Consider the following 26,994-nt stretch of genomic DNA (forward strand, 5'->3'; position numbering starts at 1 on the left):
ACTTATTTGATTTTCTTGTCGAGTAACTCTTTCGGTACAACAGCTGTTTGAACTTCAAATGTATCATAATCAATTAGGATAGTGATTTCGGTTTCCTTATGATCTTTAACATGTCCACTCAAACTAATATTGTGGCTAAGATCTTTCGGCATAAATTTATGATCAATGAATTCCACTTTAGTATTATAGTGATTAATGAAGTATTGATGACCCACTTGAGTGGCTTCTTCAATAATCTTGTCTTGATTCGTTATAGAGTTACATCCTCCCAATATAAGGGATAAGATTATAAGTATAAAAGATACAAATTGAATATTTTTAAAAATAATCTTTAACCTCCTATATATGTTAACTTAGCACATTATAATATACTTTAACTTTTTAGATCAGTAAACAGAGAAGAGTTTTTATGGATACCTATATAACTGATAAAACATATAAGGAAATTTCGGAACTGCCCTATCTTAATTTGTATGAAGGAGAGAAGATTTCGTAATCGCTGATCAGCAACGACTGATACAACAGGAACAGAAGATACGTACGATTCATGGAAGGTTGCAGTAAGATACAGTAATTGTCTAAATCTGCTCATAAGTAAAGAGTCAGATAGGAAGTGATCCTCCTACCTAACTCTTTACTTTCCTTGGGTAAGCAGTGCTATAACTGATTAGTGTATATCAGTAGTATTCCTGTTCAATGTTTGAATTTTCTCTTGAATATACTGGTGGTAATCGCGGAAGCTGCTGATGTGATGCAAGGAATCAGAATTCTCGGACTGAATCTTAATTTTACCGTCCTGAGGCAGATTTTTCATCTCAGCAATGACGGATTTGGAACCTTGGATATCACCGGACATGTCCTGGATTCGCTGTAATAATGCCGGATGTCCTTCATGTTGGAGCATTTCGGCGAGCGGTCTCATTTCCTCCAACTTTTGGCTCGACCGTTCAAGTGTGGTCATTACTTTGTCTCCATCTGTACTTGCACTAAGCGAAACCATTCGGTGAATATGGTCTTTCTCCATACGTTCAAGCGCCTCAAGATGGGAAGCTTCCAGTCGTTTGGGATCGCTCCAACTCTCCGACCGAACGGTGTCATTCTGTTGCTGGGAAGCATTGTTCGCAGTGCCATTACCACAGCCCCATAACAGAGATGAGCAGGTTAACACGGCTCCAACGGCGATGATACTTTTTAACCTCATGCTGTCACTCCTTCGATAATTTTCCTGAAGGTAGTATGAGCTATAATATCCAAAATCATGCTTCTTCTCTTCATTTCTGTCCCATAATTAAGCATATCACTGATTTTATCTGGTAAAAATGGCCTAGAAGGATTCATTATTATTTGCTATTTAAACTCAAATTACAGACTTTCTACTTATTTTTGCAGGCATGTGTTTTCGGGTGTGTAGATATTGATTTATAATAAATGGATATAAATACAGGTAAATTGTTACAAATAAACTACGTCTAACAACTGCAAAAAAAGAGACCTGGACGTTTTCTCCAGGTCATTCCTAATGAAACATTAACATTGGTATATTACTTTGCTGTTTTTTCTGGGGAAGAAGGTACTTCCTTTTTTGGATTTCGACTATCGATAAACCAGCCTGGTCCTTGTACACTGATAACCTCCTGTGAGTCGTAGTTATAGGAAACTGTGATACGTTCATCCTCATGTCCCGTTATATGACCGTATAGATATAGACGTGAATGAATGGAAGGATCATCAATATCGTGACTCGTTACAATAAAGTCCGCATTATAGTATTTCTTTATGTACTGAACACTTATTGGTGTAGCTGTTTCTACAATACTTTGCTTCTCTGAGGTAGACATACTTGAACATCCTCCTAATAAGAATAGAAAAATAAGTACGGTCAGAGCTATAGGCTTTATTTGCATAAGCGTTAATTCTCCTTTTATGGAAATAAACTCTAAAGACACTTTAATACAAATTATTGTAATAGACAAGGTGGGGTATCATGACATACATAAATGATAAGACCTATTGGACCATTGCTGATGAGGTATACATACGAGAATTACCATCATCCGGATATAAAAATGAAAATCTTCCAGGTTGGACAATAGTTGAACCGAAGGGAGCAATACTCCACGATACGAATGGTTCGGGATTTGATGCTTCAGTGTTTTACAATGAGGATAATAATCAAGTTATTATTGGTTATAGAGGAACTGAACCACCTGATCGTCCCAAATGGAGTGTACTAACAGACTGGGAGACTGATTTAAATGATGTTGTGGGTAATCGAACCAAGAATTTGGAGGAAACTCACAATTATATGGAGCAATATAAGGAAGAGATTGCCTCGCTACCTCTGCATAAACATGCCTTTTATTGAGGCTGAGTCTAGGTATCAGAATAATCAATTTGTTCAGGCAATGAACCTCTTTGATAAAGTGAAGGAGGAGTACCCAGAAGCTGATATATCAACGACTGGACACTCGTTGGGAGGTGCTCAGGCGGAATATGTAGCGATTCGTAATGGAATATCGTCAGCTAGTTATAATCCGCCAAGTATTGTGCATTTACTTCCTGATGATTTACAAGAAAAGGTTCGGAACGGAGATTATCTGAAAACGAATGTGGCCTATGTCCATCCAGGGGATTCTGTGGGTTCTGGTGTGAAGAATGCTGAGCAGCATGTCGGTGCTACTTATTATATCAATTCGACTTTTGAAGATGCTAATCGATACGAGACCATCCCCATGTTCTTACCGGCACCTCGGGAGACGTGGTGGGAACAAAGATTGTTTGGTAACAAGTGGTCGTTTGAATTTATTCGTGTTCCGTCTATATCCGGAGAACAAAGTGTACTATCTAAGTTTTTGGATTCCATGCTAGTGGGTCAGAGAACACATAGTATGGATCATTTTACATTCGATGAGAAAGGGAACATAAGTAATACATTGTATACGATAGATGGGCGACGTGTGGATGGTCAGCCTAGAGTAGAAAATTATTCAGAGATGATGAAGGCAAGAGAAGAGTTTAAGGAAGCGATGAATATGCTTGTCGAGAAGCATGGTTCTGCTATGGGAGGTTTTGGCCAACTTGCGGCAGCATTACTAGGAATCAGCCCAGTCGATATGAATAGACAGAACTCAGCGTACTATGTTGGCGACCAACACGGAAGCACCATTCAGCTAACACCTGAGGAGCTTGGACATGCTTCCAGACAGATGCGGGATAGTCTACATGGTTTTGCCAATGATGCGCGCTCTTCAATCCAGATGTTTCAAGCGCATATATCAACAAGTGAGAGCCAGTCCTTTACACCCATTGCCTATGATGCTACAGCAACGTTGGAGCGGGTCAATCGGTGGTACCAAGAATCCATTACAGAGATCGCAGATTATATCGAACGAAAAAGACAGGATTTTGTTCTGGCAGATCGATAATAGTTTAGTTGCAATGAACTACAGGAGGTGTACATATGGGGAGAATATCTGTCTCTCTGTCAGATTTGAGAAGAGCGATCCAGCAGTGTGAACAGTTGCAGCAACGCTTGATTCAACAGGAACAGCAGATGCGAAACATATATGGAAGACTGCACGATTGGAAGGGGGAGTCTGCAGTACAGTTGTCTGCAAAAATGTCGACATTTCTTGAAGGAACTACATCCAAATTAGCAGAGTTAGAAGCACACAAAGAACAATTAAAACAATATATAAGGAAGATGGAAGAGGCCGACCGCGAAGATCGACGCAAAGCTCAGTACCCTTATTAATCGTCCTTATTTTCCGAACTGGGGGGAATTATGTATATCTATAACAATTTGATATGGCGCTGGACCATCAATCTTCTATATCCTGCCATTATCTTTGTCTTCCAGAGCTGGGGCCCGATATTGGATTCGTGGACGGGTCCCATTTTGTTTGTCGCGCTGTTCTGCTTCCTGTGGAGCGATGTGAAAGACTTGTTCCTCTCGACAGGATTGACCTGGTTTATTGCCATCCCATGCTGGTGGTATTACATAGAGCGTCCGAAACCAACGTTTGGTGCAGAACATTTTGCCGCACATCTATGGTTAATTGTACTTATGTATATTGTCTTTGTGCTCATTCCTCAGACCTTAATTCTGACTACTCGGTTGCGGGTAATGCATTATATTAGGGGGAAGCAAATATGAGTCGCATCAAAAGAATCAACAAGCCATACTTCATCTTCCTGACCTGGAACGTACTTATGATTGGTGCTGTACGTGGATTAACCTTCCAGCATGAGCCCGGTAGAGGCGTGTCTGGTAACGGTAATCTAGGGATTTTGGTGTTATTTCCATCTCTTCTGACCTTTTTCATTCTATGTATCTGGACGACAACTTTGTCCAAATGGTGGTTATATGATCAGCGTCAGCGCTGGGGAGGGAAGGTGCATGTCTGTATACCCTTGGTTGCTCTCCTACTGTGTGTATTTTCAGTCTTTCTGGAGTTACGTATCATCGATGACTTACGCTTGCAACTCAACGGATTCACGAATGATCCGAATTCGGCAGTATACCGTTTTGGTTGGCTGAACCAATACACGAACACACTGTTTTACAACGTGCCAATCCTGCTGTTCGGCCTGTCTTTGTCCATATTAATAGGTTGGCTGATGGAATGGAAACTTCAGAGTAATCATCCGCATGATCCGAACTGCAAACAAACCACAGCGTAAACACAAAACCCCTTATCCGTCGTACCATACGGGCAAGGGGTTTCGCGTTCTTGTTACACTTTCCTTTTATATTTCCCTGTATACGGGATGGTGAGATGGATTTTGAGATCCTGGATCGAGTCTTCGGTAAGCATCATCTTGCTCCCATTGTTGGATAATTTCCGCCAGAGCTTCGGATTTTTACGATACAGTTTCTCCTGCAGGCCATAGATATCCACACCACGCTCAAGGCCGTGACGATAGGTCTGCATGATCTGCTCGCGTAACTTTACTTCACTAATCTGGATCATTTCTTCATAAGAGGTGGGTACCAGATATTCGTACAGAGCAGTTAGATATTTGGCGTCAATGTTGAACTTGACCTCTTCACCATGAATGACAGGTTTGATTTTGATCTTGGGCAATCCTACACTGAGTGCTCCATAGATCGTTCCATCCTTCTGCACAAGCAAGGGGGCACGCCGCATGTCCTTGATTAGCCAATGATAACCGGGTAGCTGACTGCGGGGCAGGAACTCAAAGTCAACACTTGTCCTTTCAAAAAAAGCCCCTTCGATCAGAAACAAATCATGTTTCTTCTGGTTCTCTGCCCACTGGGTATTGTTCAATGCAATACTCGGCAGATATGTCGTGGTAGCTGGATCATTATGCGTTGCAATAAGCTTGAAGCTAAGCACGGGTGGATACAACGATTCTTCCATATAAGTCGGGAGTGGATTGTGAAGAATGCTATCCAGCGGCGACATATTATAGATGGACGTTGCACTCAGGATTTTCTCCAGTGGTTCGCGGGTTCCATATACCCAGGTTGTATAACGGGATTCTGGGAACCGTCCCAGCATGTCGAAGACTTCTTTAATATGTTTGCTGGTGAGCACCCCTTCGGCCATGACGATGGCGGTAACATGCCCCCAAGCCATGTGCAATTGAGCCGTACGGAACAGTTCGTTCAGCGCCAGACTCATGGTTTTCCCTTCGGCATGTCCGACCCATACAGGCGGCGTATCTGCACTTTTGGTAAAACTCTCACTTTTGGCGACACTCGCAAAATCCAGTGTTTGTACATACAGATGATACATGCCATCTTTGTAATCAATGCCAAAGGCTTTGGCGTAGTCCACCTGTTGAATCTCAAAAGCACTCCAGCATCCAGTCGTCATCACACACATCGACAGGCTTAACACACCCAGTATACATCGCCGCCACAAACGCTTCATCGTCCGTTCCCTTTCTTGCGAGGCTCCTGGGTTTCGAGATAGACGGGTCTACGTTTACCGAGTCCTTTTGGCAGTTTGAATAATGAAGCTATCGCTTGTTTGAAATGAAGGGGGGTTAACGGCGTGAGATACGGAATGCCAAATGATTTGAGATCGGTCAGGTAGATGAGGAACAGAATCAACGACAGGATGAACCCAAAGATGCCGAGGGAAGCTCCCAGGACAAAACAAAGGAAGCGCAGGATCAGCACGGAACTGGTCATCACCTGGTTTACAATGGTTGCTCCCGCTACAACAGTGACTGCGATGATGACAATCATGAGTGGAGAGACCATCCCGGCTCGAATGGCGGCATCTCCGATAATGAGACCTCCAACGACAGTCAGTGTCTGGCCGATGGCACTTGGCAAACGTACCCCTGCCTCACGAAATAGCTCCATCAGCAGCATAATGAGAAACATCTCCATCCCCGATTCCATCGGAAGTCCCATGCGTCCAACCGATATTGTGGCGACTAGAGCAAAGGGGATCTGATCCATATGAAAGGATGTCAGCGCAATATAGAACCCGGGCAGGAACACGGTGATTATCAGACCCAGAAAGCGCAGCATCCGCCCCACGTTGACAGGAAGAAACGGAAAGCTGGCATCCTCCGGTGATTTGAGCAAAAGAAACAAATTGACTGGCCCAATAATGGCGCTGGGATTGCCGTCCACAATAAGAATGAAACGTCCGTTCAGTAGACATTCCGCAGCAAAATCAGGCCTGCCCGTATAATGGGTGATAGGAAACAAAGTAATCTTCGAAGGGGACAGCAATTCCTCCAGTTCATTGGCGGTCAAGATGCGTTCGATCTCTATCTTGCGCAACCGATCCTGGACGTCTTCAATCATCTCCGGATTGGCGATATTCTTGATATACATCAGGGCTACCTTGGTTGCGGAACGTGAACCGATCAGTTCGATATTACAGGCCAGTTGGTTCGTACGCAGACGTGTACGTATCAAAGCAACATTGACGGCAAGGGGTTCAATGAACCCGTCTCTTGCTCCGCGAATCGAAACCTCGGTGGTCGATTCCTCCGGCGTTCGAGTGGGGATGTTGGAAATATCAATACTCCACATAGCTTGAAGAGAAGGAATACAGATCAACATATGGCCTTCAAAAACACGGAGAGACATCAGCTCGGTTCCGAATGCCGGATCTTGCAGATCCATCCGGGTCCATTGCAGGCTGATGCATTTCTCAATGTCGGACGTACGGAAAAAGTGTGTGTGCTCATACGTTCGTTTGAGTTCCGGAAGAATAATATCATAGATCGCCTCACTGTCCACCATACCGCTGCAATATACCATAAGGATCTGCATCGGAGATTCTCCGATCATGTGACTATTAATGATGACGTCGTCAGATCCGGCAAAAAAGGTGTTCAGGTTATGCTCGTTCATTCGGAACGGTTCAACGTCAGGATTATTCTTGGGCTGGGTTGAGATCGGCATGATCGGGAGCCTCCTTGTCCTTTTTATGGATTAATGCGGCAATGGTCAATATTACGGTAACGATGGAGACATAGGCGAGCATGACCGGGAACTGAATATGATCCACATAATAATCCACATAATCAATGCGCCACCATTGCATCGCCATGAAGCTCATGATGACAGTGATGGTGAGAATAGCGATATATCGTTTCTTCGGCCTGCGGAAATTCAGCAGATCCACGATGAGATACATAGATATGGCCACTCTTGCGAAAGAACCACTAAGCCACTGATAGATGGACAAAAAATCAACGTGTTGCAGCAGCTTACCGAGATTCACAAGTTTCCATTGCTCATAGGGACTGTTTCGTTGTTTTGCTGCTTCTTCAGGACCGAATTCCACAATGGCTCCGATGGTTGGTCCGATAGCCATACTGAGCATGAAAATGCCGAGGATCAGAATATACCACCACCGAATTTTGCCTCTGACTTCATGTTGGAACAACATGAGAATCCAGATTTCCATAAGTCCGGCAAGAGAATAGATCATGCCCCGCCACACGGGCCCCATGCCGTTCTCCATGATCGGGAACAATAGGCTGTAGTCTTTATATTTCATATTGGCGGACATTACAAAATAACCGAGCAGAACCACAAAAGGCAGTAGAAGACTTGAAGTCATCGCAATGGAGCGTATACCTTTAGCCGCTGCCCATGCGGCAACCAGTGCTCCGCCACCGGCCAGAACATAGGGAGGCGTGAATTGAAGATATGTGGACACGGTCCAGTTAGTTGTCTCATACAACGTATGTGTGCCAAGCGTGAACAGTAGAATGGAAGCGGAGATCCGGAAGATCCAGGAAGGAACAGCACCGAATTCTCGCGTAATCCAATCGGTTAATCGCTGTCCACGTACACGCCGAATAATGATGTACATCATACCTAGAAACACCATGAATAAGGGGCCAGCCGCCACAACAGATAACCATCCATCCCTGCCTGCAGCTTCGAGAATCGCTGGAACAGACAAGACATGAGAGACGAGCCCGGCACTTAATAAAATGATGGAAAAGGACAACCAAATGGTAATTTGACCTTTTTCACGACTCATGGGAATCCTCCTTTCCAATGAAGGAAGTTTCCGTTAGGTTGTACAGCATATAGGAAGTTGATTCCTTTTTCAGTTTTTTTGAATCAAAAAACTCAGCAAAGTAGCAACCGGACAATTATTGTCTGCCATATCTGGTATGTATGCCTTCATACGGGTCATTGGCTCTGTAGAACAGACATATATTTCCTAACCGATTTCTGCAAAAAATGTCCCTACTGTGCCTGTCATCCAAGGTATACGGTTAAAGTACATCGCAGACAAGAGGAGGACGATGCGAATGAACTGGTGGTCTTCGAACCGGCTTCGCCTGATTCAGAACAATCTCCGTGAGATCGATGCGGGGATGAATGTGGACCTGTTGATGAAAGAACTTCAGGAGTTTCAAGCCAATGTGTTGATGATGAATGCGGGAGGCATCTTTGCCTTCTATCCTTCCACATTGGAGCACCAATACGTCACACCTTATCTTCATGCGGATGTGCTTCAGGAAGCCGTCACCAAGGCACATGAGCTGGATATGAAGTTTGTTGCCCGTTTTGATTTCAGCAAAGCCCATGAATCGCTTTTTGAAGCACATCCGGAATGGTTTTATCGTGATCGTGAAGGACAAGAAGTGAATTATTATGGGATTGTGCATACATGTCTGAACGGTGCGTATCAGCAGGAAAAATCGCTCGAAACCATCACGGAAGTATTGGAGAAGTATCCGGTGGATGGCATTTTCTTCAATATGTTTGGTTATCAGCACTGGGATTACAGTGGTAACTATTATGGTCCTTGTTACTGTGACAATTGTCAGCGTCGTTTCAAAGAGATCTGCGGGAGTGAGCTACTGGACTATACAGGCTCTGAGCATGAGCTGCATGCAGCGTATCTTCAATTTCAAGAGTTCACTTCCAGAGAGATTCTCAGCAAAATCCATGACTTGGTCAAATCCCGCTGGCCTCATGTGGCAATCAGCACCTACCATCCTCACCAGGTCGATATCATTCGTAAGGAATCCAACACATCACTTACTCGTGCCTTGCCTTTATGGCAGTACTCTGCTTCTGAAAATGTAGCTTCTGTCGTACAGAGTTGGGATAACAAGCTGATCAGCAATTGCAGCATCAATGCCATCGACCTGACCTACCGGTTCACAGGTGTTTCTCCGTATGAGACTGAAGTGCGGTTACTTCAGAATATCGCGAACGGATCAGGGCTGGACTTCTGTATCATTGGGGCATTTGAGGGATATCCGGATCGAAGGAACTTTGCCGTGGCACAGCGTATCTTCCGCTATCATGCAGACCATGAACATATCTATGGGCATCTCGCTTCCATGGCAGAAGTCATTTTGATCAAACCGTCAGTGGCTGGGTCGGGAAGGGAATATCTAGGATTGTTCAAAATGTTAAAAGAAGCTCACATACTGTTTGATGTCATCGTGGAAGAACAGATTGCAGCCATGGCGCATAAACTCGCCGCAGTGAAGGTAGTCATCTTGCCCGGGTTGCAACGTCCTGAGCCACTACCATTAGAAGCATTGAAAGAAGTGCAAAGTCAGGGAGTAGCGCTGCTTGCTACAGGCAATGCCTTCAAGAATGATGCGGAATGTTTGCAGGAATGGTTTGGGGCTGTCCACTCAGGGGATGTTGATATGCTGCCTGCCGCCTACTTGCATGTAGGTGACAACGATCTCTTTCCCAGTCTGAAGGATCGGGAGTGGATTACGGTCAGCGGCGGTTTTTCGCGGATGCAGTTCAATCCATCGCATACGGAGCGATATATGCCGTATATTGAACCAGCCTCTTTTGGTCCACCGGAGCGGGCCTATGGTCATCAGATGGGAAAGAGTTACGGATTGGGGATCACCCAATATGCAGATCGTGGGGCAGGCATATATTACGGTTGGAATCCAGGTGCGTTGTATTACAAACACGGTTTCGAAGATCACAAACATGCAGTGACGGATATCCTCGATCGGTTCATTGGAGAACGCTCATTGAGAACAGACCTTCCAGCCAGTGTAGAGCTGTTCCTGAACCGGATGGAAGATGGCAACCTGTTGGTTCAGCTATTGAACTTGTCCGGTTTCAATGGCACGACATATATGGAAGCGTTACCGCTATACGACCTTGTAATTGAACTTAACAACATCGGCACATCCATACATGCGTACTCCCTGTGTTCGTCCAAGGCTGTTCCCATCAAGCAAGAGGGAAGTGTAACAAGGATTAGCCTCCCTAGGTTGGCACGGTATGAGGCCATTGTAATCGACATGGATCATGCCTCGAAGAGAGAGGTGACGTAGATCGATGAACACCCAGCTAAAGACGATAAGCCGCTCAAGTGGCAAGTTGGAATCTGGCAGTCTGCTATCGCGCATGTACAAACACCGGATGATATATTTACTTATTCTACCGGGGCTGTTGTACTTCTTATTATTCAAAGTCGTTCCCCTCTGGGGACTGCTGCTCGCCTTTCAGGATTACAATCCATTCCTTGGATTTGCGAGCAGTGAATGGGTGGGATTTAAGCATTTCAATGAACTGTTTGGCAGTTCCAACTTCTATATCATGCTGCGCAATACACTCGCCATCAATCTGATCGCGCTGGTGTTCCATTTCCCATTGCCGATCCTGATGGCGCTAATGCTGAATGAAATCCGGCATGAGACGTTCAAACGCATCAATCAATCCATTGTATATTTACCGCATTTTCTGTCATGGGTCGTTGTTGCAAGCATGACGTTTTTCCTGCTCTCCACCGACGTCGGCATCGTGAACAAACTGATTGCGCAGAGTGGGAAAGACACGATTTCGTTTTTATCCGAACCGAATTATTTTTGGGGTTTACTTACCGCTCAGAGCATGTGGAAGGAAGCTGGTTGGGGGACGATCATTTTCCTTGCTGCGATGGCGGGGGTCGATCCTCAGCGTTACGAAGCTGCGGTTGTGGATGGAGCCGGACGTTTCCGGCAGATCTGGCATATTACCTTGCCGGCCATTCGGCCAACAATTATCATCTTGCTCATTCTACGCCTTGGGAGCATGGCGGATACCGGTTTTGAACAGATCCTGCTGATGATGAACCCCTTGGTGCGCTCGGTAGGGGAGGTATTCGATACCTACTCCTACACGTATGGCATATTGCAAGGCAAGATCAGCATCGGAGTAACCGTAGGACTGTTCAAAGGACTGGTCGGATTGTTCCTGATTGTGGCTGCCAACAAAATTGTGAAAAGACTTGGACATGAGGGAATCTATTAACCCGGAGGGTCGTTGTTCTTTTTGGACAGGAGGATAAGAAATGAGCTTTGTTGTGCAGAAAAAAGGTCTGACACTCTTTGACTGGATTAATTACAGCCTGGTTGCCTTGATCTCGCTAGCCTGCATTTTCCCGTTTCTGTACGTGTTCAGCGTATCGTTTACCGATCCGAAGGTGTATGTGCCGCTGAAGTTTTATCTTTTCCCGGAAAAATGGTCGCTGGAGTCGTATCGTTACATTTTATCAACGAATAGCTTCCTGAACGCTTTCAAAAGCACGTTGTTTATTACGGTGGTTGGCACCATACTGAATATTATCGTATCCTTCACGATGGCCTATGGTTTAACGAAGAAGTCGTTGCCCGGTCATAAGTGGATCATGGGGCTGGTCATTTTCACCTTGGTGTTCAGTGCCGGCATTATTCCCAACTACTTGCTTGTTAAGGAATTGGGGCTGTTGAACTCATATTGGTCCATGATTCTGCCTGGACTGACGAATGCATGGAGCCTGATTGTGATTAAAAGCTTTCTCGAATCGCTGCCCTCCGAATTGGAGGATGCGGCACAGATTGACGGATGCAGTGACCTGACGGCCTTCATCCGCATCATAATCCCGTTATCGATGCCAGCCATCGCGACGTTTACGTTGTTCTTCGCAGTGGGACACTGGAACGCCTATTTTAATGCACTCATCTATCTATCCGATTCTAGCAAATGGACACTTCAGCTGCTTATCAAAACTCTTGTAATCGATTCGAATTCGGTCGCCGTGGCTCAGGCGGGAGCCAGTGACGAAAGTGTTGTGCCGCAGGAGACGATTCGAATGGCTTCCATTGTACTGGCGATGGTACCGATCCTGATCGTATATCCATTTTTACAGAAACACTTTGCCAAAGGGGTCATGATTGGTTCGGTCAAAGGGTGACAGTTACAAAGTGAATAAACAAAATGTTTATCAAATGAATATGCAAACGCTTACTAAAGGATTTTAGGGAGGAAAATAACCATGCAAAAGCTCAATAAACGATGGACGACTTGGCTCTGTATTCTTTTGACCGTTTCCATGCTTGCCGGGTGCAGTGGATCGGGAGAAGCCACTAATCCAGGTACAGGGGAATCTGGGGGAGATCAGACGCTGAATATCAAGATGTTTGCAGGCTTATACAATGAGATTCCCGATATGGACAATGAATATTGGACCGAATGGGAGAAACGAACGAACGCCAAGTTGGACATCGAATGGGTACCGTCGGGAGATCTGGATACGAAGCTGGATCTGCTGCTCGCTTCGGGTGATCTGCCCGAAGTGGTGGCCTACCAGAATCAGATTCGTCCAACTCTGATTACTGCCATTCAAAATGGTGCGTTCTGGGATTTGACGCCGTTCCTTGGAGATCTCAGCGAATATCCGAATCTGAAGGAGAATCTGGCACCCGATGCCCTGAAGTATCTGACAGTCGATGGAGGAATCTATGCGGTGCCGCGTTCCCGCTCTCGTATTGATGGAGGGCTGAAGATTCGGGAGGACTGGCTGAAGAAGCTGAATCTGCCGATTCCCAAGACATTCGAAGAGTACAGGGAAGTCCTGAAAAAGATCGTTGATAGTGACATGGATGGCAACGGGAATAAGGATACCGTCGGCTTATTGTTCATCAACAATCCACCAGCAATGTTCCAGGCGGGATTCGGAGCTTATAATCCTACCTATGATAATGACGGCGGGTTGATGAGCCCCGGCTTAACACCTCAGTATATCGAGATGATTGAATGGTTCCGTGAATTGTATGCGGATGGATTGTTATCAAAAGAGTATGCCGTCATGAAAGAGAGCCAGGCTGAGGAACTCTTCAAGACCAATCGGGCCGCTTCCTACGGACGTCCAATCTGGTGGGATCACGAATGGGAGCAGGCCATGAAGAAATCCGGCCAACCGGATGCGAAGATTCTGAATCTGTCCCTGACGGGTCCTCATGGAGATGCGGCAGTCGGGCTGGAAACGGGCGTAGCGGGTGGATTCTATATTTCGAAAAAGGTGCCGGAAGAGAAGGTGAAGCAGCTTCTGAAGTATTTTGACATGACGGCTTCTCAGGAGATGACGGATTTCTCTTACTATGGAATTGAAGGTGTTCATTATACAGAACAGGACGGTCAGAAGGTTCTGACGGAACAGGGCGTTAAGGAAGTGAATACGACCAGCAAAGGGGCGGGTGTGCTCGCTTACGCCAAATGGGGCAAGGTCATCAGTGCTTCTGGTGACAAGGCTTATAATGATGCCAAAATCAAGGAAGTCGAGAACTTTGATGAGATAGGCAAGATTGATTTCTATCGCGTCATCACTTCAGAAGCATGGAGAGAAACGTGGCCTAAATACGCAGACGAATACAGTTCCATGCTAACCCGGACGATTGTCGGTCAAACCAGTGTGGAACAACTCAGAGCCTATGTAGACCAATTGAATAATCAGCCTGACATCAAGCAGGCGTACCAGGAAATGGCCAAAGCGTATGATCAATTCAATCAACCTACAATAACGGAATAGAGGAGAAGCGATGAAGAGCCCAATAACTGAGCAGGAACATCGTCCCTGGTGGCAGCAGCCGCTACGTATCATCCAGCCGAATATGCAGGTCAAGGATACGGCTAAGATTAATCCCGAAAAACTTGCGGATCAGATCATGGAGATGGGCGCCAATGCGATGGTGTTCAATACCGGTGGGATCTATGCCTGGTATTCATCCCAAGTGAAATTTCATGTGCATAATGACTATTTGCCTCATGACAGTGATCTGCTGCGGGAGTTGATCGACAGTTGTCATCAGCGGGGAATTCGATTTATCGCCCGCTTTGATTTCAGCAAGGCAGAGGACTCCGTCTATCTTCAGCGGCCCCAATGGTTTGCACGTAAGGAAGGAGGGCAACCGGACATTATTGGGGCTACACGCCCGGGTGATTGGCCGCTTCTCATGTCGACCTGCATTAACGGGGGTTATCGGAACGAGGAATTGGCTGTTCCAGTCATTCGGGAGGCGCTGGAACGTTATGAGATCGACGGTGTTTTCTTTAACGCCCCCGGATATGTCTTCTGCCAATGCTCCAAATGTCAGGAGAAATACAAAGGTCTATATGGTGCGGATCTGCCTGGAACGTCTGCTGAACGCGAGCCTGATTTTGCTGCACGTTGCTTCGATGATAATCTGGGACGGATGTATCAGGAGATCAAGACTGTCCGACCTGAAGTACCAATGATTCTGTACTATAATCTGCACCGGGATCATCTGGAGAAGAGGGTTTCCATTACGGATATGCTCTGCACGGAGCCACAGGATGTCCTGTCACTGGGACATACGCGCATACCGGAATTTTGGCAGCCGGCGCTCAGTATCAAAGTAGGGCGCTCCGTTCCTGGACGTCCGGATCCCTTCGGCATCATTCATTCCTGTCCGGGGATGGACTGGCGCCACACGGGGCTTCCACCAGCCGAGTACCGGTTCTGGCTCTCACAGATTCCGGCCAATGGAGGCCAACTCTGGCACTCCCTGACCGGAATTCCGGAGACGATTACGGATAAGCGAATCTTGCGTACGGTGAGAGAAGTCAACATGGATGCGGCAAAACTTGCTTCATATATGGACGGTGCTCAGCCAATATGTCAGGTAGCATTACTATGGAACGCGGATCGTTCTGCGGAAGGTCTGGCTGAAGCGCTGATTCATAAGCAAATTCCGTTTGAGATAATTCTGCCGGAACAGTTGGCAAGCGTGGATCTGCATCGGTACCAGGTCATTCTTTTGCCTGAAGGATGTACGTATCCGCCTGATTTTGCCAAATCGTTACATGAATATGTGAGTCAAGGAGGGAGTGTGTTTGCAGAAGGGCAGTTGCCCATGGAAGAAAAGCAGAGCAAGTCCCTTTTGGCTGATCTGTTCGGTATTGCCGGGGAAATGCAGGAAAGCGAGTATTTATTCGCTTCTTACTTGCGCTTCGAATCTTCGGCACCTGCAGGCAAAGACACATCTAAAGGCACGAACCCATTGCAGCGTGAACTGGAAGAGACCGAACTTATCCCCCATCGCGGCAAGGTAATGTACTGCCAACCGATCGATACAGACGTACAGGTATTGGCAACATTGGTGCCTCCATTTTCTCCCTTGGAAAGTGTGGGCGCACCTCCTGAACGGGCTTCACTGGCTGTAAAGCAGACGGATCTGCCGCTGGCACTGCTTCGTACACTTGGAGGGGGGAAGGCGTGTTATTTACCTTTTTCGCTTAGCAGTCTAATCCAGGAATTTAAGCTGGAGGAACATTTCAGACTCTTCGCTAACGCCGTAGACCTTTTGCTGGATGGAAAGGCACTGGTATCTGTGACAGCCATTCCGGGACTACAATTAACAGTTTTTCGCAAAGACGACGAGCTGCTTATTCATCTGGTCAACGGAGCAGGGCGCAGACCCTTGTCTTCCGTCCTTCCGCTCCATGATATTGAGATTACGGTGGGCTCTGTTGAGGGGGGGCCAGCAGGAGAAGCGGAAGCCTTAATTACCGGAAATCTTCTGAAAACGGAATGGGTTGAAGGTGAATTGAAAATAAACGTTCCCCGACTTGATGTTTGGGAGTGTATCCGCATACCGCTCTTGATATAATGAACCCTAATAGTTGAGGGTAATGAGCATAAGGCAGCACACGGGGGTGATTACATGAGACGTATCATGCATACCGTCCGATCCATATTGGATCGCTGGTTCGCAACGAATGGGTATTTGAAAAGGCTGATCTGGCTGGGCTGCATGTCGGTGGTCATTCCGGTAGTGCTTGCCGGGAGTGCGTATTATCATTTCTCCATGATCAAGTTGACCGGTCAGTTTCAGGATAACAACATGGCCTCTCTTAATTTGCTCAAAGACCGGGTCGAGAATATTCTGACCAATATTGAGCATGAATCGATGCAGCTCGCCAGTGGTCCCTTAATGCGTAACGCACTGGGGAATGCCAATTATGAGAGCGATTACTTTCTGCATCTAGATCTGCTGGAGTTGTTTCAACTTCACAAAAACACCAATAATCTGATTGAAGAAATGATCTATTTTGACGGCAGAACGGATATGGTTTTATCCCATTACTATGGATTGGTCCCGTTGGTAGATTACCGAGAGAAGCAAGATATGAAGGTCGCGCTTGAAGGAAGCCAAGGGGCAGGATGGATGTATCTGCCTGGGTCCGGAGAGGCGGGTTATATCTCCTATGTCAGACAACTGCCGATCATGGGTCAGGGGCCACCCAGTGGTGTGATCATTCTGCAGATGAAAGAACAGGCATTGCGAAGTCTGCTACGAAGTTATTCCGTTAGTCTGGAAGATCAGTCCCTGGCAATCTTGAATTCAGATCAACGAATTATTTTGCATACAGACGGACCCAAGGCAATTGGTACAGCGGCGTCTGATGATGCCATATTACAGCAGATTGCGTATCTGAAGGGGAGGGAAAGGTCAGGGCATGACGTACTGAAGGGGGAACAGGGTAATGAGCTTGTGGCCTACGTGGGAGCATCCATGGGAAGAACCTATGTGTCCCAGTTGCCCGAGCGGGAGATGATTGCCCAGTTGAACTGGATTCGCGTATTAATCCTGATCTGTGTGTCGATCTTTGTGTTCGTTGGACTACTGCTTACCTGGTTCAGCTCACGGCTGGCCTATAATCCAATTCAACAGTTACTGCGTTACGGAGAACATCTGCGCAGAAATGGCCAGGAATCAGCCCCCAAAGGGAACGAAATTGAATATATCAGGTCTTCACTTAGTTATCTCAACGACCAGACGGAGAAGCTTAACCGTTATATTGAGGGCATACAACCTGATTTGCGTGATCGTTTCTTCCAGAAGCTCTTGCAATTCAGCGGTTCATGGAGAGGCACTCCGTTTGCAGAGGAATGCGCCAGACATGATGTTTCAACCGAAGGACAGTACATTGTGCTGGTGGTGAAAGTAGAGAATCTGGTGAAGAAGAAACGTTTTTTACCAAGTGAAGGTCCCGTTATTGTTTTCGCTTTGAAAAATGTAATGGATGAACTTCTCAGTCAGAATGATGATCTTAGAGGATACGTGGTGGATAAAAATGATAGTGACTCCGTAGCGATATTACACTTTGATGCAGAGATGTCTTCTGTTGATATAAGGCAGAGGGTATGTCGCTATGCAGAGGATATTCATGACGCTCTGAATCAGTACCTCTCCTTCTCTGCTACGGTTGGTGTGGGCCGGTCAGTTCAACTTGAAACTGTAGCAGAGTCGTTCAGGGAAGCACAGCTTGCGCTGCAATACCGATTATTTGACGATGCGGAGAATGTCCTGTTCTACGAAGATATTGTAGCGATCGAGCGAAATCCGGTGTTTATGTATCCGCGAGAGATGGAGACGGAGATGATGGAGTCATTATGGAATGGTACCCTTTCCGAAGCTGAAGATGTACTTCACAGGTTCTCCAAAAGGGTCCGTGGTTCCGAATCGTATACAATCATGATCCAGGGCTACCACATGCTGTTGTCGGCTATTATTCAATATATGGAAACGAAAGGACCAGGCATGCTTGAACGTCTTGGTGGGAATCTGTTCGATCAGTTGCAGGAGAATCAGACGTCACGAGAGATGCATGATTGGTTTATGGGTGTGTTGTTTCCGCTATGCATAGAGATCAGTCAAGATCTCCGTACACATTCATCCCGTCATATTGTGCAGCGTGTATGCGAGCACCTTAACCTTCAGCCTGAAGGAGTCCAATCCCTCTCGGATTGTGCGGAACTCGTGAACGTCAGTCCATCCTATCTGAGCAGGCTCTTCAAGAAGGAGATGGGAGTATCCTTTATCGAATATCTGATGAATATGAAAGTGCAAAAAGCAAAGCAACTGCTAAAGGACACCGATTGTACCATAACGGAAATTGCGGAAAAGGTAGGCTATTCTGAACGTAATTTGAACCGTGCGTTTCAACGTTTTGTTCATATGTCCCCGAACCAATACCGCATGTCAGTTCGCTAGATTTGGAGACAAAAGATAGACGGCGGGGTACGAAAGCTTTAACATACAGATATAGCTATCTATCTCAGAACAAGCACCTCACAAAACTTAGAGAAATAGGGAGGAAACCTGCGATGACAAATACAGCGAAGGCACCTGGAGAGACGAAAGTTGGCTTTATTGGTACAGGCGTGATGGGTAAAAGCATGGCTGGGCACATCCAGCAAGCAGGATACCCGTTGCACGTCTACACGCGAACCGCTGCCAAAGCGGAAGCGTTGGTGAAAGAAGGTGCCGTATGGCATGACACACCAGGCAAACTGGCTGCCGCGTGTGATGTCATCATCACAATGGTGGGTTATCCAAAAGATGTGGAGGAGATTTATCTCGGTGAGGATGGTCTCGTAGCCAATGCCAAACCGGGTTCATATCTGATTGATATGACAACATCCAGTCCACTACTGGCTGCACGAATCTTTGAAGCTGCTGAAGCCAAAGGACTGCATGCACTGGACGCGCCTGTGTCGGGCGGCGATATCGGAGCGCAGAACGCCAAGTTGTCCATTATGGTTGGGGGTAGTTCGGAGGCCTTTGAAGCCGTTCGTCCGTTGTTTGAGCAGATGGGCACCAACATTGTACTGCAAGGCAACGCAGGAGCCGGACAGCATACCAAAATGTGCAACCAGATTGCCATTGCCTCTGGCATGATGGGCGTATGCGAAGCACTTGCCTATGCCAAGACGTCTGGTCTGGACGCAGAGACCGTGCTGAAGAGCATTGCTACCGGTGCAGCCGGAAGCTGGTCGCTCAGTAATCTCGGTCCGCGCATGATCGCAGGCGATTATGAGCCTGGATTCTATGTGAAACATTTTATCAAAGACATGGGAATTGCACTGGAGTCTGCAAAAGCGATGGGCATGAAAACGCCTGGGCTGGCTCTGGCCGAATCCCTGTATCAGGAAATAGCGAATAATGGTCTGGATGAGAAAGGTACACAGGTGCTCTACACCTATTATCTACAGGCTTAACATCCAAGAGAACAGCAGCGTAATTCTTTTTCGATTCAGAAAAGATTGCGCTGTTTTTTCGATTTCCGGCCTGTTTATGCGTCTAAAGTCACAAAATTGGTTAAATGTTCATATGTACTTTGCATAATGGAGAGATTTTGATCGTTTTCCCTTTATTTTTACCCCGCTTTATCCGACATAAGTAATAGAAGTTTACATAATGAATGTGTCAAAGGATGTTAATCCTCCTGTAATGGTCACCCGTAACCCACACTATAATAGAACGGAGCTTGCCCATGTTCAAGAAAATCCTGTCTCTGTTCAAGACACAACCAGAGCTTGCGAACCAGATTAAAGCCTCCGCTTCAGCGTTACCAGCGACGACAACCATTCCCCCGCGTATGGTCCGAAGTAAGCGCAAGAAAAAAGCGGAAGGGGATTGGACACGTCAGCCGGAGGAGCCTAGTACAGCAGATCAGCTAATAGGTCTCCCAAGTGAATATAAAGTGCTGAACGACTTACTTGTTACCAATCCGAAGTCACGCTCCGGTTATTCGCAGATTGATCATGTCGTGATCGGTCCGCGGGCAATCTTCGTCATCGAAACCCGGAATCTGACGACAGGTGAGATCCGCGGCGGCCGAAGAGAAGCCAATTGGTCGGTCAGCAGCAGCCGGGTCAAAATGTACAATCCGCTCATGCAGCATCGTGCCCATGTTGAAGCGATTCATGCACACCTCGGAGATTACAAAAGAGTACGTCTCGTCTCCATGGTCACCTTCACGAACCGTTGCCGCATCAGTGTTGATCCTGCTGTGAGATATGTGAATTCGGATGAATTAATCATCTACGACCATGAATTGGTAGAGACCATTCAGCGCAAGACAGAACGACTGGAGACTGAAGTTCCCGAGACAGTCTTTCAAGAGAAGGATATTCAGGCGATCTACGCTCTGCTCTCATCGGTCAATTCCACGGATCCTCAGATTCGGTCAGAACACATGGAGAAGGCCAAAGGTATCAAATAATCTTGCTTCACGAACACTGTTGTCCATATGGGCGACAGTGTTTTTGTGTTGCGGTGGTAGTTCATACACGGGTAGTAAAAGGCTTTAGACACAGGTATATCGTCGTATACAACCGATTTTCTACTTGTGATAGAATGTAGACCATGTCCAATTGTGAATCAAGCATGTTATCTGAAAGGATATTGTTGTAAGTTATACAACCGATAAGGGGAAGATCATACGATGAAATGGAATAATACGATAAAGACGTTCACCGTTATGTTCAGTTTGGCAGCGATTTTGACAGCTTGTGGTGGTGGAGCTAAAGAGGCGTCATCGCCGGAGTCTGCTACGGGTACAGAAGTTACTTCGTCGGAGACAAGCAGTCCCAATACGACCGTCACAGAAACAGCAGCATCCGGTTCTAATGGTAGTGAGCAGACAGGTTCAGCTACAGAAGAATCTTCTTCAGCTGACGACGGCAAGATTGGAAAGGATTCCACACTGGAAGAGTTGAAGCAGCAGTATGCCGATAAGCTTGGTTATATCCGTATCCCGCTTACGGATCATCCCGTACGTCGGGTCAGTGAGGAAGGTTCCAAAAATATTAATGTGGCCAACTATAGTGATACCGTTGTGGACATGAATGCGGAGGTACCGATTCATTCCGATTCGCAGCGGTTGATTGATGATGCCTTTCCTTTTTTCACAACTGTACAAGCACCTGACGAATCTTATGTAACCTGGGAAGAAGCAACGAATCTGGAACGTGCCATGGTGAAAACGCTGTTTATCGCCCGTGAAGGTCTGCTGATTACCGAAGATGCGATGAAAAATAAGGATTTCAGCAGTACATCGTTCCAGGATTCCAAGGATTTCTTCAGCATTACAGCGAAATTTGAATCCATGGCACCTGTTGCACAGCATCCTTATGACATCACATTGACTACACTATACGACAAGGCCCGCACGTCGTGGGGCAAGCTTGCAGAGATGGACCCGGAGCAGGATGAAGCGGCGTTTGCTGAGATGTATAAGACGACGAGAACCGATGCCAATAATGCGATGGGATTGCTTAATGTTGTGTTGTCTACAAATGAGGAAGAACGGATCAAAGAGATCTACGGGGAATAAAATAGCCTGATAGAGTTAATCTGGAGAATCCTGGTTACATGTCTGGGTCACAATGCCTTCAAACTCTGACTACCGATTGAAGCGGGGTCAGGGTTTTTCTGGTTTTTTCCAATAGGGGTATGATATGTTTTTAAAAGTAAAACATGTACGGAATAGGTGAGGTGCGTGTGCAAGATGTGGTGGATGAACTTTTGTAAACGCTTTAAATTCAAAACAAAGCTAATCTTGTTTTTATCTGCGGCAACGGTCCTAATCTCGGGAACCACAGGGTTAATCACCTATCGCATCCATATCGACCTGTTCAATGAAGAGGTCAGTCGCCAGTATAGCCTTACAGCTGAGCAGATTCTTGCACGTCTGGATTCTCGGGTACACGACATGTACAAAGTCACCGATTATATCACACTGAATCCCTCCGTGAAAAATGCCATCAAAGCACAGACCTCAGGCATCTCGTCCTATGATCAGATGAAGCTGGAAGATGAACTGGATGATCAGTTGTATCAGGTAAGGCTGGATGCACCGGAGATCATGGGGCTCCGCATATATGATCTGAAGGAAAACATATTTAATCTCGGCGCCTTTGCTGGCTCGTTTCAACAGATGGACCCTTCCTATCTTGCAGAAATGGTTCATAGACTGGAAGGAACGGGCGGCGAATATGGTTGGAATCGTTTGGGACCGGATGCCTTCTTGCAGGAGGAACAATCCAATTGGATTCTGGCGGGACGATTAATGCGGTCTGTTGATCTGGAGACCTATGGCGTCATGTTAATTCTGTTTAACACCTCGTTGTTCGAATCTTATCTCAAAGATCTGCGACTGAATGAGGAAGTGGCTGTCTACTTGTTTGACGCAGATGGTGAGCTTCTATATGCCTTTCATAATCAGGATGCAGATCCACCACCGCTTACCGAGCTAAGCCTAGGAGCGACCGAGATCAGGGACGAGCAGGGAACAACCCACTTGTATACGAAACAAACGTCAGACAAAGCGGGCTTTACGTTGGTCAGCAAGGTCTCACTCGCTCAGATTCAGAACAAGGGAAAGATCATTCTAAAAGTTGCCGTGTTCTCTGCGTTAGCCAGCGTATTATGCTCATGGCTTATCATTACCGTAATTAGCGGCAGACTGTTGCGTCCGCTTGCGAGCCTGGTCAACGCGATGAAAAGAGTCCGTGATGGACAGTTCGATACACGGGTAAGGATTGAGTCCCGGGATGAGCTCGGCTTCATCGGTGAACGATTCAATGCAATGGCGTCTCGGATTGATACGCTGATCCATGAAGTGTATGAACGGGAACTCAGTGAAAAAGAAGCCGAACTCAAAGCCATTCAGGCCCAGCTGAATCCCCATTTTCTGTTTAACACACTCAGCATGTTTTTCTGGAAGTTCTATATGCTTGGCGATGAGAAATCGGCTCGCCTGGTCACTGCATTGTCGGAGATGCTGCAGTATACGCTGGAGCCCGTGCAGCGACTAACGACCGTGCAGGATGAGATGAAGCAAATGGATCATTACCTGCAGATTCAGCAGGCTCGGTATCAGGAAGCTTTGTCGATTACAATTACCGTTCCTGATGAATTGCTTCGCTGTCAGGTGATCCGACTGTTGCTTCAGCCCATCGTGGAGAATGTTTTTGTTCATGCCTTCTCGGACAAAAGGAACAACCGCCATCTGGAGATTCGTGGCTCGCGGCAAAACGGACATGAGGGAGAGCCGGATCTGCTCATCATTGAAATCTCAGATAACGGCTGCGGCATGCACGCATCGGTCATTGAACGCATTATGACGCCAGTGGCACATGTGGATGAGGAACGTCAGCACATTGGCATGCGGAGTGTACTTCGAAGAATTGAGTTGATTCATGGCGAACCTTACGGTGTACAGATCGAGTCGACTGTGGGTGAGGGTACGCTGGTGCGTCTTCGTTTGCCTTATCAGATTGGTGAGGGACTCATGCCGGGAAATTCAGATGACTGAGAGGAGTAGGTTTTGTGAATGGACGTATGCTCGTGGTGGATGATGAAGCATTATTTCGTCAGGGGTTGATTCATCTGGTTCGTAATAACCCCCTCGGCTGGGAGGTCGTTGGGGAAGCGGCCGATGGAGAAGAAGCGATACAGGCTGTACACAGCTGCACACCAGATCTCATCATTACGGACATCAACATGCCTGTGATGGATGGTCTGGACCTTGCCGAACGCATACACGAGAGTGGACTGGACATTATGATTATCATTTTGACCGGATACCGTGAGTTCGAATATGCACAGCGTGCCATCCGTTATGGGGCGATTGAATTTTTGTTGAAGCCGTTCTCGCTCGATGAAGCATGTCAGGTGTTGCAAAAGGCACATGAACGATATCGCCGGAAACAGTCTGACATTCGGATCAGGGAACAATACAGCCAGGTGGACCGTACTGAGAGACTGCGAGAGGAACTGACTTCACTGGTGCTCCATCATCAATTCGGAGCGATAATGAATCGGATTGAGATATTGCTGGAAGAAGTATCCGGGATGAGCTTGTCGCAAGGCAAAGCGGAGATTCATATGCTTATGAAGGTCATGACGGACTTGCTGGTACAACAGCTTCAGCCTCAGGAATCCGGTGGGATGGACTCAACTTCCCCAGATCCACTACTCTGGATTCATACCATTCCTGAAGTCATCGCTTGGGCCCGTTGCAAGAGTGAAGAGTGGGTGGATATGCTGATGCGACTAACTCAGGAACAGCAGGATCATGTCGTTACACGAGTTATGCAGTATATTGAAATGAACTATTCCAGCACCTGCACGTTGCAGGCCGTGGCTGCCCATGTTCATGTGACACCCAACTACTTGAGCCATTTGTTTAAAAAAGAGACAGGACAAGGCTTCAGCCAATATGTCAGCAAGCGCCGAATTGATAAGGCTAAGCTGCTGCTGCACAGCACTCGGCAGAGCATGGCAGATATAGCGGAACTGACCGGGTTCGATAACTCCAGTTATTTTACAACCGTATTCAAACAGATGACGGGGGTATCGCCCCGCGAATATCGCAAGCAAGTAGCCAAGTGAAGTGCCCGGATTAGTGATGTAGCAATCCCTCTTGAACGGCTGCAGGGTCAACCCCACCATGTGGGGTTATTTTTGCGTAGAAAATTATAAAAGGATCGTTAAATAACAAATGTTTACGCTTACATTTTTATCTAAAATACAACTATAGGACATCAACAGCAGAGAGGAGTGATGGATGTGAAAGGGGAACTGACCGCAGGTCCGCCGTCTGGATTGCAACCGCCGGACAGTGAGATGAAGCATCGGATTCGGCAACAGCGACTGCGACGATTCAAGATGAATATTCCGTTAATCTTGATGTTTGTGCCAGTGATTATGTTCTATCTTACCTTTCGTTATGCACCCATCGGAGGTCTGGTCATGGCCTTCAAGGATTATAACTTCTATGACGGTCTATGGGACAGTCCATGGGTGGGCTTTCAGCATTTTCAGACACTGTTCAGCGATCCGCGCACGGTGGAGATTATTCGCAACACCTTGTTCCTCAGTCTCTTAAGCATTATTATCGGATTTCCCATTCCGATCATTTTGGCCATCATGCTCAATGAAGTGCGAAACATGGCATTCAAGCGAACGGTACAGACGGTAGTCTATATGCCACATTTCTTCTCCTGGGTCATCATTGCGATGATGATCATGACGGTCTTCTCTTTGGAAAATGGGATCGTAAACCGCTGGGTTGAGGCCTGGACGGGAGCGCCTTATCCCTTCATGTACAACAAGGGCTCATGGGTTGCGGTATTTGTCGGCTCAGGGATCTGGAAAGACATGGGCTTCAATGCCATCATTTTTCTCGCGGCACTAACGACCATTGATCCGAGCCAGTATGAGGCTGCACAGATGGATGGAGCCAGCAAAATACGTCAGATCTGGCATGTCACCCTGCCCGGTATACGCTCCACCATTATTCTCCTGCTTATCCTGTCGATGGGAAGAGTGATGGAGGTCGGATTCGATCAGGTGTACATGCTTCAGAATTCCAATGTCAACGAAATAGCGGATGTCATCAGTACGTATATCTACCGCACCGGTCTTCAGGGAGCACAGTTCAGCCTGACAACGGCGATGGGATTGTTCGAATCCCTGGTTGCATTTATTCTCATTTTCAGTGCCAATTATATCGCACGTCGATTTAACGAAGGTTTGTGGTAGGGAGGGAGAGCAACATGAGAAAAACCAAAGGTGAAAAAGTCTTTTACCTAATCAATTATGTATTGTTGTCACTGGTTGCCATCAGCTGTATCCTGCCCTTACTGAACATCGTTGCCTTGTCATTTAGTGATGCGAGAGCGGTCGTTTCAGGTCAAGTGGGGTTATGGCCCGTCGATTTCACCTGGTTCTCCTACCACAGCCTAATTACGGGAACACCAATTCTGAATGCATTCTGGAATAGTGTGGAGATCACATTGATCGGTACAGGGCTGAGCATGGCGGTGACGATTATGGCGGCATATCCCCTGTCACGCAGACATTTTTACCACCGGCGCTTTTTTACGATGGCGATGGTATTCACGATGATTTTTAACGGTGGACTCATTCCAACGTACTTGGTCGTGCAAAATCTCGGTCTTGTGAACAGTTACGGTGCGCTTTGGCTACCGGGCCTGGTGAGCACGTATAACATGCTGATCATGCGATCTTATTTTGAAAATCTCCCGGGAGAAGTAGACGAGGCCGCGCGCATCGATGGTTGTGGTGAACTGGGGCTTTTGTTCCGAATCGTGTTGCCATTATCCAAACCTTTATTGGCGACTATTGCCCTCTTTTACGGCGTAGGTTACTGGAATTCGTTCATGAGTGTGATGATTTATATCAATGATACGTCCAAATACAACATGACCGTGCTCGTCCAGAATATGATTATGTCCAATCTGAATGTACAGGATTTTACCGATCCAACGATGATATCGAATCTGACCCCGGAAGGCATCCGGGCAGCGGCTGTCATTGTGATGGTCATACCCATTTTGGCGGTGTATCCGTTCTTGCAGAAGTACTTCGTTAAAGGGGTCATGCTTGGATCAATTAAAGGTTAAG

23 protein-coding genes are annotated in these 26,994 nt (G+C 46.6%); 18 read left to right on the forward strand and 5 right to left on the reverse strand.

The annotated features are described in order from the left end of the window. Window positions 1–667: 667 nt before the first annotated feature. Together WFI24_RS04040 and WFI24_RS04045 are read right to left on the reverse strand one after the other, a co-directional pair. Complete coding sequence (locus WFI24_RS04040; protein ID WP_100526550.1) at window positions 668–1,201, reverse strand: hypothetical protein; 534 nt, start codon at window positions 1,199–1,201, stop codon at window positions 668–670. A gap of 340 nt (window positions 1,202–1,541) precedes the next feature. Beyond that, window positions 1,542–1,838, reverse strand: coding sequence for a hypothetical protein (locus tag WFI24_RS04045; RefSeq protein WP_243391246.1), 297 nt, complete (start codon window positions 1,836–1,838; stop codon window positions 1,542–1,544). A gap of 146 nt (window positions 1,839–1,984) precedes the next feature. Between WFI24_RS04045 and WFI24_RS04050 the strand changes: the two genes are divergently transcribed. Genes WFI24_RS04050 through WFI24_RS04070 form a run of 5 tightly spaced genes read left to right on the forward strand, consistent with a single transcriptional unit; the run spans window position 1,985 to window position 4,683 of the window. After that, the gene (locus tag WFI24_RS04050; RefSeq protein WP_336758971.1) at window positions 1,985–2,365 is read left to right on the forward strand and encodes a hypothetical protein; all 381 of its coding nucleotides are present in this window, start codon (window positions 1,985–1,987) and stop codon (window positions 2,363–2,365) included. A gap of 58 nt (window positions 2,366–2,423) precedes the next feature. Further along, entirely contained in the window at window positions 2,424–3,425 is a 1,002-nt protein-coding gene (locus WFI24_RS04055; protein WP_336758972.1) for a hypothetical protein, read from the forward strand. Between the two features lie 35 nt (window positions 3,426–3,460). Then, the gene (locus WFI24_RS04060) at window positions 3,461–3,754 is read left to right on the forward strand and encodes a hypothetical protein (RefSeq protein WP_100526553.1); all 294 of its coding nucleotides are present in this window, start codon (window positions 3,461–3,463) and stop codon (window positions 3,752–3,754) included. A gap of 30 nt (window positions 3,755–3,784) precedes the next feature. Then, on the forward strand, window positions 3,785–4,156 hold the full coding sequence (locus WFI24_RS04065) for a hypothetical protein (protein WP_336758973.1): 372 nt from the start codon (window positions 3,785–3,787) through the stop codon (window positions 4,154–4,156). Continuing rightward, window positions 4,153–4,683, forward strand: a complete 531-nt coding sequence (locus WFI24_RS04070; RefSeq protein WP_336758974.1) for a hypothetical protein — start codon at window positions 4,153–4,155, stop codon at window positions 4,681–4,683. Before WFI24_RS04065 ends, WFI24_RS04070 begins: the two co-directional genes overlap by 4 nt. A 53-nt stretch (window positions 4,684–4,736) precedes the next feature. Here the strand turns inward: WFI24_RS04070 and WFI24_RS04075 are convergent, their stop codons facing one another. From WFI24_RS04075 to WFI24_RS04085, 3 genes are read right to left on the reverse strand one after another with little or no spacing between them, the layout of a single operon-like run. Next, a complete protein-coding gene (locus tag WFI24_RS04075) occupies window positions 4,737–5,900 on the reverse strand; it encodes a Ger(x)C family spore germination protein (RefSeq protein WP_336758976.1) in 1,164 nt (387 codons plus the stop codon). After that, window positions 5,897–7,399 (reverse strand): spore germination protein, encoded by a 1,503-nt coding sequence (locus WFI24_RS04080; protein WP_336758977.1) that lies wholly within the window; start codon window positions 7,397–7,399, stop codon window positions 5,897–5,899. Before WFI24_RS04080 ends, WFI24_RS04075 begins: the two co-directional genes overlap by 4 nt. After that, a complete protein-coding gene (locus tag WFI24_RS04085) occupies window positions 7,371–8,492 on the reverse strand; it encodes a GerAB/ArcD/ProY family transporter (protein ID WP_336758979.1) in 1,122 nt (373 codons plus the stop codon). The genes WFI24_RS04080 and WFI24_RS04085 overlap by 29 nt, the downstream gene beginning before the upstream one ends. 277 nt (window positions 8,493–8,769) lie before the next feature. On the opposite strand from WFI24_RS04085, the gene WFI24_RS04090 reads away from it, so the two are divergent. The 13 genes from WFI24_RS04090 to WFI24_RS04150 all read left to right on the forward strand — a co-directional run bounded on the left by WFI24_RS04090 (window position 8,770) and on the right by WFI24_RS04150 (window position 26,993). Continuing rightward, entirely contained in the window at window positions 8,770–10,785 is a 2,016-nt protein-coding gene (locus WFI24_RS04090; protein WP_336758981.1) for a family 10 glycosylhydrolase, read from the forward strand. A 4-nt stretch (window positions 10,786–10,789) separates the two neighbouring features. Continuing rightward, a complete protein-coding gene (locus tag WFI24_RS04095) occupies window positions 10,790–11,743 on the forward strand; it encodes an ABC transporter permease (protein ID WP_336758983.1) in 954 nt (317 codons plus the stop codon). 40 nt (window positions 11,744–11,783) lie between these two features. Continuing rightward, complete coding sequence (locus tag WFI24_RS04100) at window positions 11,784–12,665, forward strand: carbohydrate ABC transporter permease (RefSeq protein ID WP_076332971.1); 882 nt, start codon at window positions 11,784–11,786, stop codon at window positions 12,663–12,665. Between the two features lie 81 nt (window positions 12,666–12,746). Beyond that, on the forward strand, window positions 12,747–14,279 hold the full coding sequence (locus tag WFI24_RS04105) for an extracellular solute-binding protein (protein WP_336758987.1): 1,533 nt from the start codon (window positions 12,747–12,749) through the stop codon (window positions 14,277–14,279). A gap of 10 nt (window positions 14,280–14,289) precedes the next feature. Further along, the gene (locus tag WFI24_RS04110; RefSeq protein WP_336758989.1) at window positions 14,290–16,380 is read left to right on the forward strand and encodes an alpha-amylase family protein; all 2,091 of its coding nucleotides are present in this window, start codon (window positions 14,290–14,292) and stop codon (window positions 16,378–16,380) included. 54 nt (window positions 16,381–16,434) lie between these two features. After that, entirely contained in the window at window positions 16,435–18,768 is a 2,334-nt protein-coding gene (locus WFI24_RS04115) for a helix-turn-helix domain-containing protein (protein WP_336758991.1), read from the forward strand. Window positions 18,769–18,881: 113 nt separating this feature from the next. After that, window positions 18,882–19,775: an NAD(P)-dependent oxidoreductase gene (locus tag WFI24_RS04120; RefSeq protein ID WP_336758992.1), complete on the forward strand. Its 894-nt coding sequence runs from the start codon at window positions 18,882–18,884 to the stop codon at window positions 19,773–19,775. A 275-nt stretch (window positions 19,776–20,050) separates the two neighbouring features. Beyond that, window positions 20,051–20,782, forward strand: coding sequence for a nuclease-related domain-containing protein (locus WFI24_RS04125; RefSeq protein WP_336758994.1), 732 nt, complete (start codon window positions 20,051–20,053; stop codon window positions 20,780–20,782). Window positions 20,783–21,004: 222 nt separating this feature from the next. Beyond that, a complete protein-coding gene (locus WFI24_RS04130; RefSeq protein ID WP_336758996.1) occupies window positions 21,005–21,895 on the forward strand; it encodes a hypothetical protein in 891 nt (296 codons plus the stop codon). Between the two features lie 174 nt (window positions 21,896–22,069). After that, entirely contained in the window at window positions 22,070–23,878 is a 1,809-nt protein-coding gene (locus WFI24_RS04135) for a cache domain-containing sensor histidine kinase (RefSeq protein WP_336758998.1), read from the forward strand. Between the two features lie 14 nt (window positions 23,879–23,892). Then, window positions 23,893–24,957: a response regulator gene (locus WFI24_RS04140; RefSeq protein WP_336758999.1), complete on the forward strand. Its 1,065-nt coding sequence runs from the start codon at window positions 23,893–23,895 to the stop codon at window positions 24,955–24,957. Window positions 24,958–25,191: 234 nt separating this feature from the next. Beyond that, window positions 25,192–26,109 carry an ABC transporter permease gene (locus WFI24_RS04145; protein WP_336759626.1) on the forward strand — a complete coding sequence of 306 codons (918 nt, stop codon included), beginning with the start codon at window positions 25,192–25,194 and terminating at the stop codon, window positions 26,107–26,109. Between the two features lie 14 nt (window positions 26,110–26,123). Continuing rightward, on the forward strand, window positions 26,124–26,993 hold the full coding sequence (locus WFI24_RS04150; RefSeq protein WP_145321031.1) for a carbohydrate ABC transporter permease: 870 nt from the start codon (window positions 26,124–26,126) through the stop codon (window positions 26,991–26,993). Window position 26,994: the final 1 nt, after the last annotated feature.

Origin of the sequence: Paenibacillus sp. USHLN196, from assembly GCF_037144955.1 — a bacterium.
Classification (GTDB): domain Bacteria; phylum Bacillota; class Bacilli; order Paenibacillales; family Paenibacillaceae; genus Paenibacillus; species Paenibacillus xylanexedens_C.